The sequence below is a fragment of the Paenibacillus barcinonensis genome (assembly GCF_003217495.1).
Taxonomy (GTDB): Bacteria; Bacillota; Bacilli; order Paenibacillales; family Paenibacillaceae; genus Paenibacillus; species Paenibacillus barcinonensis.
In genome coordinates this window covers 160,160-175,866 of record NZ_QJSW01000012.1, presented here as the reverse complement: position 1 = coordinate 175,866, position 15,707 = coordinate 160,160, and the positions used below count along the sequence as shown (strand labels likewise).

Annotated in this window: 12 protein-coding genes and 1 rRNA gene; 5 read left to right on the top strand and 8 right to left on the bottom strand. The window is 46.8% G+C overall.

Features of this window, described 5'->3' with window-relative positions:
- The 7 genes from DFQ00_RS18435 to DFQ00_RS18400 all read right to left on the bottom strand — a co-directional run.
- Nucleotides 1-171, bottom strand: a 16S ribosomal RNA gene (locus DFQ00_RS18435); the annotation flags it as partial.
- Nucleotides 172-854: 683 nt separating this feature from the next.
- Nucleotides 855-1,022, bottom strand: coding sequence for a DUF3934 family protein (locus tag DFQ00_RS18430; protein WP_110897943.1), 168 nt, complete (start codon nt 1,020-1,022; stop codon nt 855-857).
- 138 nt (nt 1,023-1,160) lie between these two features.
- Complete coding sequence (locus DFQ00_RS18425; RefSeq protein WP_110897942.1) at nt 1,161-2,381, bottom strand: MFS transporter; 1,221 nt, start codon at nt 2,379-2,381, stop codon at nt 1,161-1,163.
- A gap of 21 nt (nt 2,382-2,402) precedes the next feature.
- Entirely contained in the window at nt 2,403-3,008 is a 606-nt protein-coding gene (locus DFQ00_RS18420) for a TetR/AcrR family transcriptional regulator (protein WP_110897941.1), read from the bottom strand.
- Between the two features lie 297 nt (nt 3,009-3,305).
- On the bottom strand, nt 3,306-4,457 hold the full coding sequence (locus DFQ00_RS18410; protein ID WP_110897939.1) for a S1C family serine protease: 1,152 nt from the start codon (nt 4,455-4,457) through the stop codon (nt 3,306-3,308).
- 11 nt (nt 4,458-4,468) lie between these two features.
- Nucleotides 4,469-5,677, bottom strand: coding sequence for a hypothetical protein (locus tag DFQ00_RS18405; RefSeq protein WP_110897938.1), 1,209 nt, complete (start codon nt 5,675-5,677; stop codon nt 4,469-4,471).
- A 333-nt stretch (nt 5,678-6,010) separates the two neighbouring features.
- Complete coding sequence (locus tag DFQ00_RS18400; protein WP_110897937.1) at nt 6,011-6,436, bottom strand: VOC family protein; 426 nt, start codon at nt 6,434-6,436, stop codon at nt 6,011-6,013.
- A 442-nt stretch (nt 6,437-6,878) separates the two neighbouring features.
- On the opposite strand from DFQ00_RS18400, the gene DFQ00_RS18395 reads away from it, so the two are divergent.
- Nucleotides 6,879-7,634, top strand: coding sequence for a class I SAM-dependent methyltransferase (locus DFQ00_RS18395; RefSeq protein WP_110897936.1), 756 nt, complete (start codon nt 6,879-6,881; stop codon nt 7,632-7,634).
- Between the two features lie 115 nt (nt 7,635-7,749).
- On the opposite strand, the gene DFQ00_RS18390 is transcribed toward DFQ00_RS18395, so the two are convergent.
- Nucleotides 7,750-9,900: a penicillin-binding transpeptidase domain-containing protein gene (locus DFQ00_RS18390; protein WP_110897935.1), complete on the bottom strand. Its 2,151-nt coding sequence runs from the start codon at nt 9,898-9,900 to the stop codon at nt 7,750-7,752.
- A gap of 176 nt (nt 9,901-10,076) precedes the next feature.
- Here DFQ00_RS18390 and DFQ00_RS18385 point away from each other — a divergent pair, with 176 nt between their 5' ends.
- From DFQ00_RS18385 to DFQ00_RS18370, 4 genes are all read left to right on the top strand, one after another.
- Nucleotides 10,077-10,481 carry a CBS domain-containing protein gene (locus DFQ00_RS18385; protein WP_110897934.1) on the top strand — a complete coding sequence of 135 codons (405 nt, stop codon included), beginning with the start codon at nt 10,077-10,079 and terminating at the stop codon, nt 10,479-10,481.
- A gap of 311 nt (nt 10,482-10,792) precedes the next feature.
- Nucleotides 10,793-13,069, top strand: coding sequence for a glycosyltransferase (locus DFQ00_RS18380; protein WP_110897933.1), 2,277 nt, complete (start codon nt 10,793-10,795; stop codon nt 13,067-13,069).
- A 20-nt stretch (nt 13,070-13,089) separates the two neighbouring features.
- The gene (locus DFQ00_RS18375) at nt 13,090-14,250 is read left to right on the top strand and encodes a hypothetical protein (protein WP_110897932.1); all 1,161 of its coding nucleotides are present in this window, start codon (nt 13,090-13,092) and stop codon (nt 14,248-14,250) included.
- A 31-nt stretch (nt 14,251-14,281) separates the two neighbouring features.
- Nucleotides 14,282-15,703, top strand: coding sequence for an MBOAT family O-acyltransferase (locus DFQ00_RS18370; protein WP_110897931.1), 1,422 nt, complete (start codon nt 14,282-14,284; stop codon nt 15,701-15,703).
- Nucleotides 15,704-15,707: the final 4 nt, after the last annotated feature.

Here is a 15,707-nt window from a genome sequence, read left to right as displayed (position 1 = left end):
AGCTACCGTTTCCGGTAGTTGTCCCAAGCTTGAGGGCAGGTTGCCTACGTGTTACTCACCCGTCCGCCGCTAACCATCAGAGAAGCAAGCTTCTCTTCAAGTTCGCTCGACTTGCATGTATTAGGCATGCCGCCAGCGTTCGTCCTGAGCCAGGATCAAACTCTCCAATAAAGATGAATTCCGCAGCGTCGTTCAACGCTGTGCAACTCATCGGGGTATCGAAAAGAGCGATAAGCTCATTTTGAATCTGACGAGATTGTTAATCTCATTGTTGTTCCAGTTTTCATACAGCCAGATGGCTTGTATCAAAAACCTTCACGTTCATTCTGCAAGCAGAATGATTACTCACTCGTTGTTCAGTTTTCAAAGATCAAACTTCGTTTTGCCACTGTCGCTCGTTCGCTTCAGCAACTCTTATATCATATCATTTCCGAACCAACTTTGCAAGCTCTTTTTTTCAAGCTTCTTTCGAAGCTTTCTTATTTAAGCTGCTTGCCGCACCGTTTAAACCGTGTTTTCTTGGCCGGAAATAGAATATATCACGAATCACATTCGTTTGTAAAGCATTATTTATTAAAATTAATTATACCCAATTATTAGGTTCAATATTTTCGCAATTCATGATCTCTGCTCCAGAACCACATACCTATCACTTGCTAAATAAGGTTATAACATACGTCTTATATATTAGTGTTTAGCCACCCTCTTTATATGTAAAGAAGCCTTCCTACGGTCTATCTCCTTTTACACGCATAAAAAAACAGCAGTTCTTCAGATGTGCTTACCATCTCCAAAACTGCTGTTGCTCTAGCAAACTATCCAATGGACCCAGCCCTGCCTTTTACACTCCCCGTTTACTTGGTCTTATCTACGGCAGATTCAGAGCTTTCCTTATTCTTGGTGCCCTTGCTTTTATAAGGCTTTGGGGCACTCTTGGCTCGATTGGCACTGGCTTGCCAGCGGTTCCAGCCCTTTTTGCCTGTACCACGGCCAGTGCCGCCCTTACCTTTTGCTTTGCTCATTTTATCACTCCAATAGTTCTGTGTATGTCTAAAAATGATATTACTCGGTCATGTTGATTGCAACCAGGCACTTATGATTCACTTCCAGCAATTCTTATTATACCAAAATTGAAGTGTCCAGGTTTCAAAGCTGATGAATTACACTTGAACCTCAGGTTTTTTAACTGGCTTAACACTCCGAAGCACACGAAGTGACAGCAGAAAACAAATCCCGAGAACTGCGGCAGCCGAAACATATGGATAGTTAATGTTAACATCAAACAATGCTCCAGCTACGATCGGTCCTGCAATATTGCCCAGACTGGTATAAGCGGAATTCAACCCGGCAACGAAGCCCTGCTGCTCCTCAGCCAGTTTGGACATCTGTGTACTAATGGCAGGACGTAAGATATCCATCCCCAGAAACACGGTAAACGTTACAACAACGATAAGCCAATACGTATGCACGAATAGAGTTAACAAGACAAATACGGAAACAAACAACAAGCATACGGAAATGACCTTTTTCTCGCCAAAGGTGTTCAGTAACCAGCCGATCAGAGCTACCTGTACAACAGCACCCGCGATTGAACCAAATGTAATAATAAATGCAATATCTTTCGTCGTGAAACCAAATTTTCGATCCACAAACAGTGAAAATACCGTTTCGTAGTTAGCCAAACCAAAAGCCATAACAAATACAATGATCAAGCTGAAAAAGTAAGGCTCACGATACGAGTTTACCAATTGGGTTATCATACCTGGTGCCTTTTCCTTCACTTTCTCAGTTTTAGCTGCAGCTTGCTCAGTCGAAGTCCGCTCGGATTCCGGCAAAATAATCAGTGTGATAATGGCGGCCAGTAATCCGGCAACCCCGGCAGCATAGAACGGAACCCGGATGCCAAAATCTGCAATGTAACCACCGATTCCCGGCCCGATAATAAAACCTGTGGTAATGGCTGCATTAATCAGCCCCATGCCCTTACCGCGCTCTTCTTCCGTCGTAATGTCTGCTGTATACGCCATAACAGCCGGGAAAATCATCGCTGCACCAATTCCGCCCAGCATCCGAGCTGCGAAGAGCAGGTAAGGCGCATTCACTGCGCCAAACATAAATTCAGATACAGCAAAGATCAGCATGCCGATCACAATAATCTTTTTACGTCCCCACTGATCTGACCATCGTCCCGCAGCGGGCGAGAACAGAAATTGGGTAAACGAGAACGCTGCGAAGAGCAGCCCCATCGTAAAACCCGTAATATGAAGCAAATTCATATAAGCAGGCATGATTGGAACAACCAACCCTATACCCATAAATACGAGAAAAATATTAAACATTAACAGCAGCAGCGCGCCCCTGTTACGTGTCAGCAAAGCCATGATTCCATCCTCCAGTGTTGTCTAATTATGCTGTTTATCCTTCGCAATTCCGTACAGGAATACACCAGCCGCCTGACGATATAACGCCAAAGCCTCATTAGGCTCCAGCTTACGGGACATTTGACTGAGTCCAATAATCGTACTTTCCAAAATAAGCGCAAGGTGCTCCACATTGCTCTCATTGAACTCGCCGCTATTTATTCCTTGCTGGATCAGCTGTTTGTTAAATTCAATGTGACGCTCGAACATGGCAGCAATCCGTTCCTGAATATCATTTTCCTTTTTTTCGCCTGTGAAAAACTCATCCGCCGCTTTCGTTAATGGATGATTCAAATCATCCAGAATTAGCTGCTCAGCGAGCCCGTAGATTTTCTCGGTGGAAGTGCGATATAGATGTTCCTTCGCTCCCCAGCTCGCTTCCCACTCCCGATTCCACTCATCAATAAGATAAAGAAAGAGTCCTTCCTTGCTTTTAAAATGATAATATATATTTCCCTTGCTGCTGCCTGTCGCGGCGACGATATCCTCAATTGAAGTTGCTTTATACCCTTTTTGTACAAAAAGGGCTTTCGAAGCATCCGCAAGTTTTTTCTTTGTCTGCTCGGATTGGAGCTGCTTTTTATTCATGTTCACTTACTTCACTCCATTCATCTATACATACTGAACGTTCGTTCTGTATTTTATCAAAACAACATTGTATCTGCAATAAAAAAAGAAGAACCCGCATCACTGCGCGCTCTCCCTGTTTGTTCAGATCGTTGCTTCCCGGTTTCAATTCCATGAATTCATGGCGTGTTTTGAAGCCTATTGAGATGCATCTTTTACCTCTTTTCGCCCACGACTGCGGAGAACTTCCTGGCTTGGAACGAATATTCAGCAAAATTGGCTTCCTTCAGCGTTTCCAGACACCTAAGTCAGATCATGTTATTGGATCTTTTTCCCTTGTCCGTGCAAAATCTTTATCTGACCGTTCTCATATCCAACCTGGTAAGTAACATTATATCGTGACGTGATGTATTCTCCATCCTTACGTTCTTCTGCAGCGATGACTGCGCTCACTTCCAGTTCATCCTCAGCCTTACGTTTGGAAGATATCTTCTCCAGACTGACATAACTCGTATACGTGTACCCTTCACGGAATTTCGCGTAACTTGTGCTGCTCTGCCAGTCACTTCCAAGCAACGCATAAGCAGCTACATAATCATTCATGCTAAGATAACTGTAAAAATCGGCAACCAGCCCTTCCGCTTCCGATAATTCAGCAGAGGACGTCTGTGATGAATTGTCCCGAATCGTCTGTGCCGACTTGCCATCAGAGGAACGCTCGGACCATTGCTGCACCTGTTTCAGCACGCTGGTGATCGGAATGCTGAACCCTAGACCGCCCTCCTGTTTTACCACCGTTGAGTTAATCCCAAGCACTTCTCCCGTCTCGGCATTAATTAGCGGGCCTCCGCTATTGCCGTTAGTGATTGGAGCGGAGATCTGATACAAGTTGGTATAGATATAAGGCTCGATCTCAAAGCTGCGATCAAGTCCGCTAATAATGCCAGTGGTGACGGTATTTTCGAATCCCAGCGGGCTCCCCAGTGCAAGAATCTCATCACCCACCTCCGCTTTGGCAGAGGAGATGGTCAGTGGCTCCATTTTCACAAGATCCGGGACTCTGACGACAGCCACATCGGTTTCCTCCCCGATGCCGATGACTGTGCCCTGATACTCCTGATGATCCAGAGTCCGAACAGTCACTTTTTGAGATCCCTCTACCACATGTGCATTGGTAATTACGTCACCCTTGTTATTGTATAAAAAGCCGGAGCCCAGCCCATCGCTGCTTTCGATCGTTACCACTTTTTTCTGACTATCCTCAATAATCTGTTTGCGTGTTTTTTTGTTCGAAGGATTAGAAGTGTTAGCTACTGTCGACTTATCCACTTCCTTAGAGGAAGCAACCGCCAGTTTGGGTGCAATCGCCAGCTCATCAACTGCCTGCTGATGAATCCAGAATACGCCTCCTGCCCCACCTCCAATGATTATTGCACTGGAAACAATCGTGCCCCATATTTTTTTACTCATTTGGTCCCCTCCTACTCCACATACCATGATGCATTTGTGACCGTTACATTTGTTGCTTCATACACCCCATAATAGTAGGTTTCAAAATAGCCTTCCTCTCCTACATCTAATATCGACGGGTATACATAAGCATCTGTCTCACCGATGTAATCTCCATTCGAAGCATTAATATTGACGATCAGAGCCACGGACGATATTGGACGTGTTCCCTGGTTAAATACCGACCCACTGATGTACAAGTCTCCATACTCATCCAGCTCGGCAGACAAATCGGTTACGTACACAGCCCCCGTGCGATTTCGAAGTTCCTCCTCGGCCGCCTGTTGCTCGGCAAGTCGAATACGTTCTTGCTCGGCTTTCTCAAATGCCTTCTTCTCCCGCAGCACCTCATCCCGATATTTGCTCAGCTTCTGGTCATCCGGTGCATAGGATAAACCGTTGTCCACGGTCTGAAGCGCTGCTGTAAAATCACGTTTCTTCACCTGTTGCTCCGCTTGTTTATAACTGATCCCTGCCAGCTTGTCGGTGATCTGCTTTCGCACAGCTTCCGCTTCCTTGCCGCTCAGGCTGGATATCGTTTTGAGTTTGCTGGCCAGTGCCTCCACAGTGGTTAACTGATCAATTTCTTTTTTGACCTTCAGCACGGCCAGGGTTACTTTTCGGTTGTTCAAGGCTGCCCTTGCCTTGGCAAACACGGGCTCCTGCCGCTCGTTTAACGTCTTCGCTGCCGCTTGAATAATTTTGTCCGCTTCGGACAGCTTTCCTGTTTTGAGTAAATCCGTAGCCTCATTCAGCTGATTGAACAGATTGTAGGCTTTAGCCGTTATTTGCCGATCCTGAACCAGCCCTTCTACCTTCGGTCTATAACCAAGCGCTTTATCCAGCAGCTTGATGGCCTCCGCATATTTGCCATTCAGTGCGGCTTGCTCTGCCTCATGATGCAGTGTCTTTACTTGAGCATTAATCGCATTCTCCTGAATATAATAGTACGTCAGCAACGCACCCATAATGGCTGCTAGCAGCAGCGGAATAATCCATAGAAACGGACTGTTCTTACGCTGGTTCACCTCTCCGGCAGCAGCTGCATTGCGAGGAGAGAGGCCTGCCGGCTCCCTCCAGATCTGCTCCTCCGTAGAGCTTACTTGCTTGAGCACAGTTCCGCACTTCTGACACTGTGCCTGACCCGAGCTGTTTTTTGCCCCGCATACGTGACAGTACACCCTGATCCCTCCATCTAAAAAATATGTATGTTTCCATTGGTTATCTGTTATCCGGCTATTTCTCTACCCGCTATCAGAATATGTGTATCTGAATCTAGGGGTGAATCGACATATATCATATAGCAAAAAGGTAAAATGCACCATATACTACTGCCATAAAATACATTATTCGCTATCGTCAGCGTAATATCGGGCTTATAATGAATTACCCTTTCCATGAAAAGAAGCATCACAGACAAGCAGCCGTAAATCTTCACCCTGATTCGTACATCTGAAAAAGCCCTCCTGTAATCAGGAAGGCCTCAACGTATAACACTATGCAAAAGGATACCTTTACTCTGTCTGATTGGATGGGAAGGCGCTCAAATTGATATAAGAAACTTCCCACAAGTGGTTGTCCAGATCCTGAAAGCTTCGTCCATACATGAATCCATGATCCTGCGGCTCGTTATAAGGCTTCGCTCCTGCATCCAGAGCGGCTTGCACAACAGCATCCACCTGCTCACGTGAATCAACAGATAAAGCGACAATCACCTCGGTTGTATCCGCAGCATTGGCAATTTTTTTCGTAATGAAGGAATGGAATCGTTCTTCTACCAGAAGCATGGCATAAATGTTCTCTCCGATGATCATGCAGGTAGCTAAATCGTCCGTGAATTGGGCGTTGAACTCAAACCCTACTTTCGTAAAAAAATCAACTGATTTCTTCAAATCCTTGACAGGCAGGTTGACAAAAATCTGATTAGCGCGAACGGCCACTATGGATCACCTCGGATACCTAGAATAGATTCCACCCCAAAATATCACCTCGCGTATGCGCTGTCAATTACGTATAATGAACGTATTCCAACATGTGAGGTGAAAGGGATGTTGTTCCCGATCGTTCGAAGTAATTAGGGCGTGTCTGAAAACGCTGAAGGAAGCAGATTTTGCTGAATTTTCGTTCCAAGCCAGGAAGTTTACCGCAGGCGTGCCGGAGCACGTCAAGGGAAAGTGACGCAGCAGGGGGCGAAAAGGCGGTAAAAGATGCACTTCAGTAGATTTCAAGATACGTCCTAGTCATCGGGCTGGATCAAAACGCGTACCAGCTGCCAAGGGGCAGGTCTGTCCATTTGAGCCTGTTCGATGCTTTACACACGAATGATTGTACAGGGATACACATCCATAATTATAACATCACATATTGGAGGAAGATTGAAGTATGACAAAAAAATGGGATTACGAAGCATTCTATGAACGTGTCGGTCGACAAAACGGTTGGGATTTCAGCACAATGAAGGTTGTATCTGATACCCCTGCTTGGGATTTCTACGAAGAGGTTATTCGCTGCACGCAAACATCAGACTTGCTGCTCGATATTGGCACTGGCGGAGGAGAAGCCGTGTTGTCCATTGCAGAACATGCTCATTTGCTTGTGGGTATTGATCTGGCTCAGGGCATGATTGATACTGCCCGGCGAAACCTGGAGAAAGCGGCCAGCGGTTCCAAGGTCCGCTTCGTTCAGATGGATGCAGACCATCTCGAATTCCCGAATGAGTTCTTCAACACCGTATCCTGTAGGCATTCCGTTTTCTCTGCATCGGAGGTATACCGGGTGCTCGCAGAGGACGGCATATTTCTGACCCAGCAAGTCAGCGAGCATGACAAATTAGATATCGCGCAGGCTTTCGGACGTGAGCAGCATTCCGTCATTAAATCTGCCACGCTGCTGGAACGCTACAGACAGGAGCTTGCACACGCCGGTTTCCGGCAGATCGAGGCCCGTGAATATAATGTAATGGAGTATTATGCTGCACCAGAGGATCTTCTGTTTTTGCTCATGCACACGCCGATTGTGCCTCATTTTGGAGAACATGTTTCCGATCTGGAGACTTTCAAACAGTTTGTGCAGGACCACTGGCACGAGAAGGGGATTCGCACCAACTCGGCACGCTTTATGATTACAGCAAAAAAATAATCTGAAATATATTCAAAAAACGCGCGTTGGCGAATCCGGGTGGATTCAGCCAACGCGCGTTTTGTTCATTATCCATGCCGCTCGCTGTTTATGAATAAAATATTACGGAGTCAAATTACTGATCAAGCTGCAGTTTCTCCAGGAAAGGCTTTAACCGATCCACTACATAGTGACTGCCCCCACGCCCGTTAACCTCTTCGATCACCGCTGCCAGAAGGAACGATGGCGATTCCGTGTCAAACGTAACGAAAAAGCCATTCTCCCGACCTTGCTCACCCTTCTTCGCTTTCAGCTCTGCCGTACCGGTCTTGCCTGCAAGGCCACCAGCAATCGAACTAAGGGCATGTGCTGTTCCTCCTTGACGAGAAACAACCTGCTTCAAAGCATTTTTCACGGTGTTGGCCACATCGGGTGTAATAATTGCCACAGGGTCAGAGGTTTCTTTGCCAACAATGAGCACGGGCTTTACAAGCTTGCCTTCATTCACAAACGGCGTAAAAGCAGTAGCAAGATGAATCGGCGACATTAACATCTCGCCCTGTCCATACGACGTGTCGGCAAGCAGCACTTCGGAGGATAAGTCCTTATGTGCTTCATTGGCATACTGACTCGGCTTCAGGTACAGCTCATCCATTCCGAAGTTATCACCAAACCCGAACTTCTGGATGCCCTCGATGAACTTGGCACTGCCCATTTCGGTCGCTTCCATCGCGAAATAAATATTGTCCGAATATACCAGCGCATCTACCATATTAACCGGGCTCAGGCTTTTCACCCGCTTGACATAATAACCACCCCAGCTGTCATCTTTCCTCCACTGCAAACCGGAAATGTCGTGGGTTTTATTCGCGGTTGTTACGTTCTCCATCAATCCGGCTGCCGCAGTAATTGCTTTGAAGGTCGAGCCAGGGGCATACCGTGTTGTTACTCGATTAATAAAAGGAAGCTTCTCATTCGCCGAATAAGCGTCCCACTCCGCCTGCGTCAAACCTGTGACCATTTTATTCGGATCGTACGAGGGTGCACTTACCAGCGCCAGCAGGTTGCCATCCTTCGGATTCATCATCACCATGGCTCCGGCGTCGCCACCGCCAGCCAGCGTTTGATATAGCCTTTTCTGCTGCGCGGAGCTGATTGTAAGCTGCACATCCTTGCCATTGACCGCATCCTTGCGAATCAATTCGGAAAGGGGATTCCCCGCTTCATCGGTGATCTCAATCAAGGCACCACGCTCCCCGCGCAGTTGCTTCTCCATGGATTGCTCCAGCCCAGCTTTACCAATCCAGTCCTCCGCGCGGTAATATCCCTCGCTGTCTTTGTCCAGATCCTCCTTGGTAGCCTTACGAACATAACCAATCAGATGCGCGGCTGCTTCTCCCAGGGGATAATAACGGACCTCCTTGCTTTGCAGTGAAACACCACGAAGTGAATCAGGAATATCAAACTCCTCTGTAGAGCCAATCGGGACAAAAAATCCCGGTTTTACCCACGTCTGATTCAGCGCCTTTTGAATGCCTTCTACAGATACGCTGTAATGATCTGCGATGCGAGCAATCATCTGATCAGGTTGATCGCCAAGCTTCTCAGGTACAATCCCCCATTCATTCATGGTGCCCTGGGTCGCGAGCGGCAACCCATCGCGATCTACGATATTTCCTCGAGTCGGGAACAGAGTCTTTACCCGAACCTTGCTTCCTTTTACCATATCACTGAGAATTAGCGATGGTTGCCAATTAATTTGCCAGATCTTGCTCCCGTCCTCCAATTCCTTTCTTACTAATGTTATCGTATGAGTCTCACTGATTTCTCCCAAAAAAGTGGTCAGGTGAAGATTATAGCTCGCCTCGTAGAGGTCAGGATTACTTTCGTTCTGTTGTGCCTTATCCTCACTCTCCTGACCCGTCTTGGCTTGTGAACTCGTCTCCCGATCTGTATTCTCTCCGGCATCCGCTCCAGCTTCAGTCTCTGATGACTGCGACGGCTGCAGTTCAGCCTTGATGACAGATACCTTCATTCCTGAGTATATGGCACTGTATTTCTCGACAAACTGCTCCTTTGTCATGCCTGCCTCGGTTAGCGAAGCGGGTGACATCAACGAATACAGCTGATCAAACTCTTTTTTCTGCAGATGCTCTATGTACTGATTTACGGTTGTCTGCGGTTTTGCTTCCTCGGGTTTGTTGTTCTGCATGTATAGAACCATTCCGATGCCGCCTGCAAACAAGATGGGCAAAAGTCCATATAATAACTTACGTTTTGATTTCATGTCAGTTCACCTCTACTCTATACTATAGATTTCCAGCACGGATTACACAATGTAACAAATCTGATGAATTTGTCATTAAAAATAGCCTTATACTCACATAATATGTTTAAATAAGAATAGTGAATTACATACTAAAGCTTTTGCTGTGAAGCAAAAGGCTGAAAAGGAGCCCGATGATGGAAATCAGCTATTTTTTACTCCCCAAAGCCGAAGTGGCCTATATCGAGTCTACCGCTTCCATGAAAGATGCTATCGAGCAGCTGGAATCGCACCACTACACCGCCATTCCCGTAATTGACCCGGATGGAAAATATGTTGCTACTCTGTCCGAAGGCGATCTGTTATGGAAAATGCGGGGCACCCCCGGTTTGACATTTGACAATATGGATCAAGTGCAGGTGCATGAGATCAGCAATCGCGTTTATAATGAATGCGTGTACATCGAAGCAGAGATGGAAGATATGCTGACCCTTGCAGCAGATCAGAACTTTGTACCCGTGGTCGATATAGATCGTGTCTTTCTCGGCATCATTCGTCGTAAAGATATCATTGAATACTACACCCGCAACATTTCGGATTAGATGAGTCTGATTGCAGCAGCAGATACGTGTTCATGTCTGCAAGAGTCATACGAAGAAGGCGAGCTTACGAGCTCGTCTTCTTTTGCTTTTTTTAAGCAAAATATCAAAAAAATCCATATAGTGGTTTCATAATAAAATTGTTGCTAATTTAATCCTAAATAAATACAACATTCATCACTTTTCAACATTTATCATCATCACTATACAAGCTCATGTTCAGAATCTGTTCAGTACTTTATTGTATGATAGGTCACAGCTTCTGGCTGAATGAACGCTCATGATTTTACCACGCATAGAGAGAGGTAGACACCTTGAATCGTTTAAGCACGCGCAACAAAATACTGGTCACCGCAACAGTCATTATGTCCTGTATTTACGTCATCTGGCGTACATTCTTCACTATCCCCTTCGGTCATGGCCCTCTTGCTGTGACTGCCGGTCTTGCCCTACTGATTGTTGAACTCATCGGCATGTTTGAACTGGCTGTGCATTTTTATAATATGACCCGGCTTGAATATCCTGAGCTCCCCGTTGTGGATGAATCTTTATATCCGGATGTCGATGTCTTTATTGCCACCTACAACGAACCAGCATCCTTGCTCTTCAAAACGATTAATGGCTGTCTCAACATGGATTATCCCGATCGCTCCAAAGTACATATCTATCTATGTGATGACTCCAATCGTCCCGAGATGCGGGAACTTGCTTCTCATATGGGCATCCACTATTTGACCCGAACCGAGCATATCCACGCCAAGGCTGGAAATCTGAACAACGCCATGAAACATACTTCCTCACCTCTAATCGCTACGTTCGATGCCGATATGATTCCGAAGCATGATTTTCTGACGTCCTGTGTGCCTTATTTTCTGACAGAAGAAAAAATCGGCTTTGTTCAGACTCCGCAAAGTTTCTATAATCCCGATCAGTTTCAATACAACCTGTATTCGGAGGCTCGTATTCCCAATGAACAGGACTACTTCTACCGTGATGTGCAGGTTGGGCGAAACAAATCCAACTCCGTCATCTATGGTGGAACCAATACAGTGCTGTCCAGACAAGCGCTTGAGGATGTTGGCGGTTTCTATACCGGGTCGATTACAGAAGATTTTGCAACAGGCATTGAAATGCAGAGCATAGGGTATCGTTGCTTTGCCACCAATCAGGTGCTGGCTTCCGGACTCGCTCCCGGTGATCTGAAAAGCCTGATCAAGCAGCGTCAGCGCTGGGCGCGTGGATGTATCCAGACCGGCAGAAAATTGAACATTCTGTTTAAGAAGGGACTTACCTTTGCCCAAAGGCTGAATTATATCTCATCTATTACTTACTGGTATGCCGGTTTAAAACGGCTTCTGTACATTATGTCGCCTATTCTGTTCGCTGTCTTCGGTGTACTCGTCGTGAAATGTACCATTCTGGAGATTCTGGTGTTCTGGCTGCCGATGTACCTGCTGACCAATACCTGTCTGCGCATGCTCTCGGGCAATATTCGAACGACCAAATGGACCAATGTATATGAAACGATATTGTTCCCGTCGCTACTGCCTGCGGTTATTCTGGAAACACTCGGCATCACGATGAACAAATTTGCGGTCACTCGCAAAGATGGAGCGCATAATGATCGCAGCTATCAGATCAAACAGATTATTCCGCATCTCATTCTGGCGGTGCTTTCCGTGATTGGTATTGTGAACTGCATTCACTGGACCTTTAGTCAAGGCACGATTGGTTTTCTTGTCGTTCTATACTGGCTATTGATCAACTTCTACAACATTATGATGTCCATCTTTTTCCTTAGCGGACGCAAGGTGTTCCGTAACTATGAGCGTGTGCTCGCTGCTGTGGAGTGTACGCTGACCACAGAGGGAGAAACCCTCTCGACTGTTACTTATGATATTTCGGAAGGCGGCATTTCCATTCTGCTTGATACACCAAGATATATTCCGAGTGAGCTTGAATTTGGCGTGCAACTGTTATCGGGCCCTTATTCGAGCAAATTCAAAGCCAAGATCACACACGTCACTACATTTGGAACCAAGTGGAAGTATGCATTTAAAGTGCATGAGATTAACGAAGCAGAGCAGCGCCAGCTGCTGCACATTGTGTATGATCGCGAGCCAACGCTTCCTCAGAAGCTGGACAAGGATATCAGTACATTTGAGGACATTCGTCTAAACTTTGTACGCCGTGGACAGATCGGCATGATGTCGAACCGCAAGCTGGCACGTATTTCGCTGAACCACACACTTGATACGTCCGAGTATGGCATGATTACCCTGCTCGACTTTAACTATGACTTTATACTCGTGAAGATGTCTCACCCGGAGATGGCCTACGAGTTTCAGCTGCCTCTTGCAGATCATCTGATTCTGGACTGTGTATGGGTGAAATCCATGCGAAGCAAGCAAGGCATTCTGTACCGGATTCGAAATATTCGTGACATCGCCCGGAGTGGTCAAATGTCCGAGCTGGAAGCCCTTTTGAAGCAGTGGAACATGGCCTATCTGGAGTCCCGCAAACCAAAGGGTACATCGTCTTACAAAAACTTCGTCTCCGAGGATGAACTGAACGAGATGGCTTATTTATAAATAATGGAGGCAAAAAAAGCATGCGTACGAAATGGCAGCAGTGGCTGCTTATCGCAATTGTGACGGGGTTGTGGAGCATGAACAGTTCCTATGCCAGTGCTTCAACACCGCCTGAACAGCTGAAATGGAGCGAACGCTCCATCCATAAGTGGAGCAACGGTGCAACGGTGCAGTCCAGCGTGGAACGTAATGGCAGCTTGCAGATCAGCACCTCCACACAGGGGCTGAGCAAGGGATTCTATTCTGCCTATGTATACGAGTTACAGAACAGAGACTGGTCGAGCAGCGGCGAGCTAAGGTTCTCCGTACGAAGTGATTCAGATCAGGTATTGCCACTGAACGTTGTAATCACCCGAGCGGATCAAGCCGCGCTCACTGTATCCGACGAACGTCAGGTCATTCTGATTCCGAAAGCAAGCAAAGAACCAGAGCTGGTTCGTCCCGTAAATGGATTGATTGAACTTGTGCCAGGGTTTGAAGGCGAGGTGCGTGTTCCCTTTGCCAGTCTCATGGTTCGAAATAAACCGGCTACCATCGGGCACGTCACTCCGGGGAACATTCTAAGCTGGGGCATTACCATGACGACATCGGAAAATGCACAGCTACGCTATCGCGTGGGGAACATCAAGCTGGTGCCTGTTCAAGAAGCCGCCAAGGAAAACAGCTTCTCCACTGTACATATCCATGGAGATGAACGTGTAGTCATCCCCGTAGCTGGTCAATCCATTGCCCAATATACAGTCACTGGTTCGCCAGAGAGCTCGGACGTCAGATTCCAGCTTGCTCATCCTGTGCAGGGCGTATCCATCACAACAGATGGCCTGCTGACACTTGAGACGGAAGCTTCGGAGGCCAAATCTGTTGTAGTTCAAGCGGTAATTGATCAGCGATGGACCAGCAGCTACATCGTGGCGCTAGATCCTTCCACGGCGATGAGGGTCGAGGAGGCCGACGGGACACCACGTTTCATCCCTGCGCCTGACCAGGTAGCCAAGGTGCTGGAGCCTTCTGCCATATGGCTAAAGCCTTGGATGGAATGGATGATTCGCATCGGCCTGCTCCTCGTTGGACTTCTGATTGTTATCCCTTACTGGCTGTGGAGAAACAAACAGCATGCCAGCCAATCGGGTAAAGCCCTGTCCATGAATCATCGTCGTTCCAAACGGTTGTTCCGCATGTAATTGTTTATTTTATCTCCAAGGAGGAAAGGCAGTGCTCTTTTCCAGTGTCGTTTTTTTATTTTATTTTTTACCGCTTGTATTAGGACTCTATTATGTACTCCGATTTTCAGTAACACTAAAAAACATGCTCCTGCTTGTAGCCAGTCTGTTCTTCTATGCGTGGGGCGAACCCCGCTTCGTACTGGTCATGCTCGTGTCCATCGCACTGAATTATGTGTTCGCATTGCTGGTAGACAAATATCGCGACCACCGCAGTGCCGCGTATACCATTATTACTGTGATGCTCGCTGCCAATCTGGGCATGCTGTTTGTTTATAAATATTTGGCGTTTGCCTTACGCATTGTGAATGAAAGCACAGGTTTTGGTCTGAGCATTCCACATATTGCGCTGCCGCTCGGTATTTCTTTTTTCACCTTTCATGCGATCTCATACGTCATTGATGTGTACCGCGGACATGGCAGTGTGCAGAAGAATCCGTTCTATGTCGCTCTGTATATTTCGTTTTTCCCTCAGTTAGTTGCGGGGCCTATTCTGCGCTACAACATGATTGCGGATCAGATGATGCACCGTAAAGAGAGCTGGGACAAGTTCGCAGTAGGCTGCTGCCGATTTATTGTTGGGTTGAGCAAAAAGGTGCTGTTATCCAACAGCATGGCCATTGTTGCCGATCACGCCTTCAGCGCGGGAGGAACATCCGATATCGCTGCCAGTCTGGCTTGGTTAGGAGCTATCGCCTATACGCTGCAAATTTATTTCGACTTCTCCGGTTATTCCGATATGGCGATTGGACTGGCGTTAATGTTTGGCTTCAAGTTTGAAGAAAACTTCAAATATCCATACATCTCCCGCTCTATCACTGAATTCTGGCGCCGCTGGCATATCTCGCTCGGAACCTGGTTCAAGGAATACGTTTACTTCCCGCTCGGAGGATCACGTGTCAGCAACAAGGACAAAATGATCCGTAATCTGCTCGTCGTCTGGGGACTCACGGGCATCTGGCATGGTGCGGAATGGACATTTGTCATCTGGGGTTTGATTAACTTTGCGTTCATTGCACTGGAGAAAATCTTTAATCTGGACAAAGGCATTCGTTTTGCTCCGCTCAGACATGTCTATGCCATGTTTGTTGTTGTCATTGGCTGGGTTATATTCCGCTCACCCGATCTGCTGCAGGCCGGCAACTATCTTGGCAACATGTTCGGCTTGTACGGTAACGGGTTCTGGAGTGATACCACCTGGATGTTCCTGAAGGAATATGCCCTCTTCTTCATACTCGGCATTCTGTTCTCCACACCGATCGCCTTACGTATGAACAAATGGATGGTGGATGGCGTTCGCTTCGGTAAACCGCTTGAACTGATCTACCCGGTAAGCATCATCGCATTGTTCCTCGTATGTGTATCCTATCTGGTCAAAGGAACATACAATCCGTTTATTTATTTTAATTTTTGAGAGA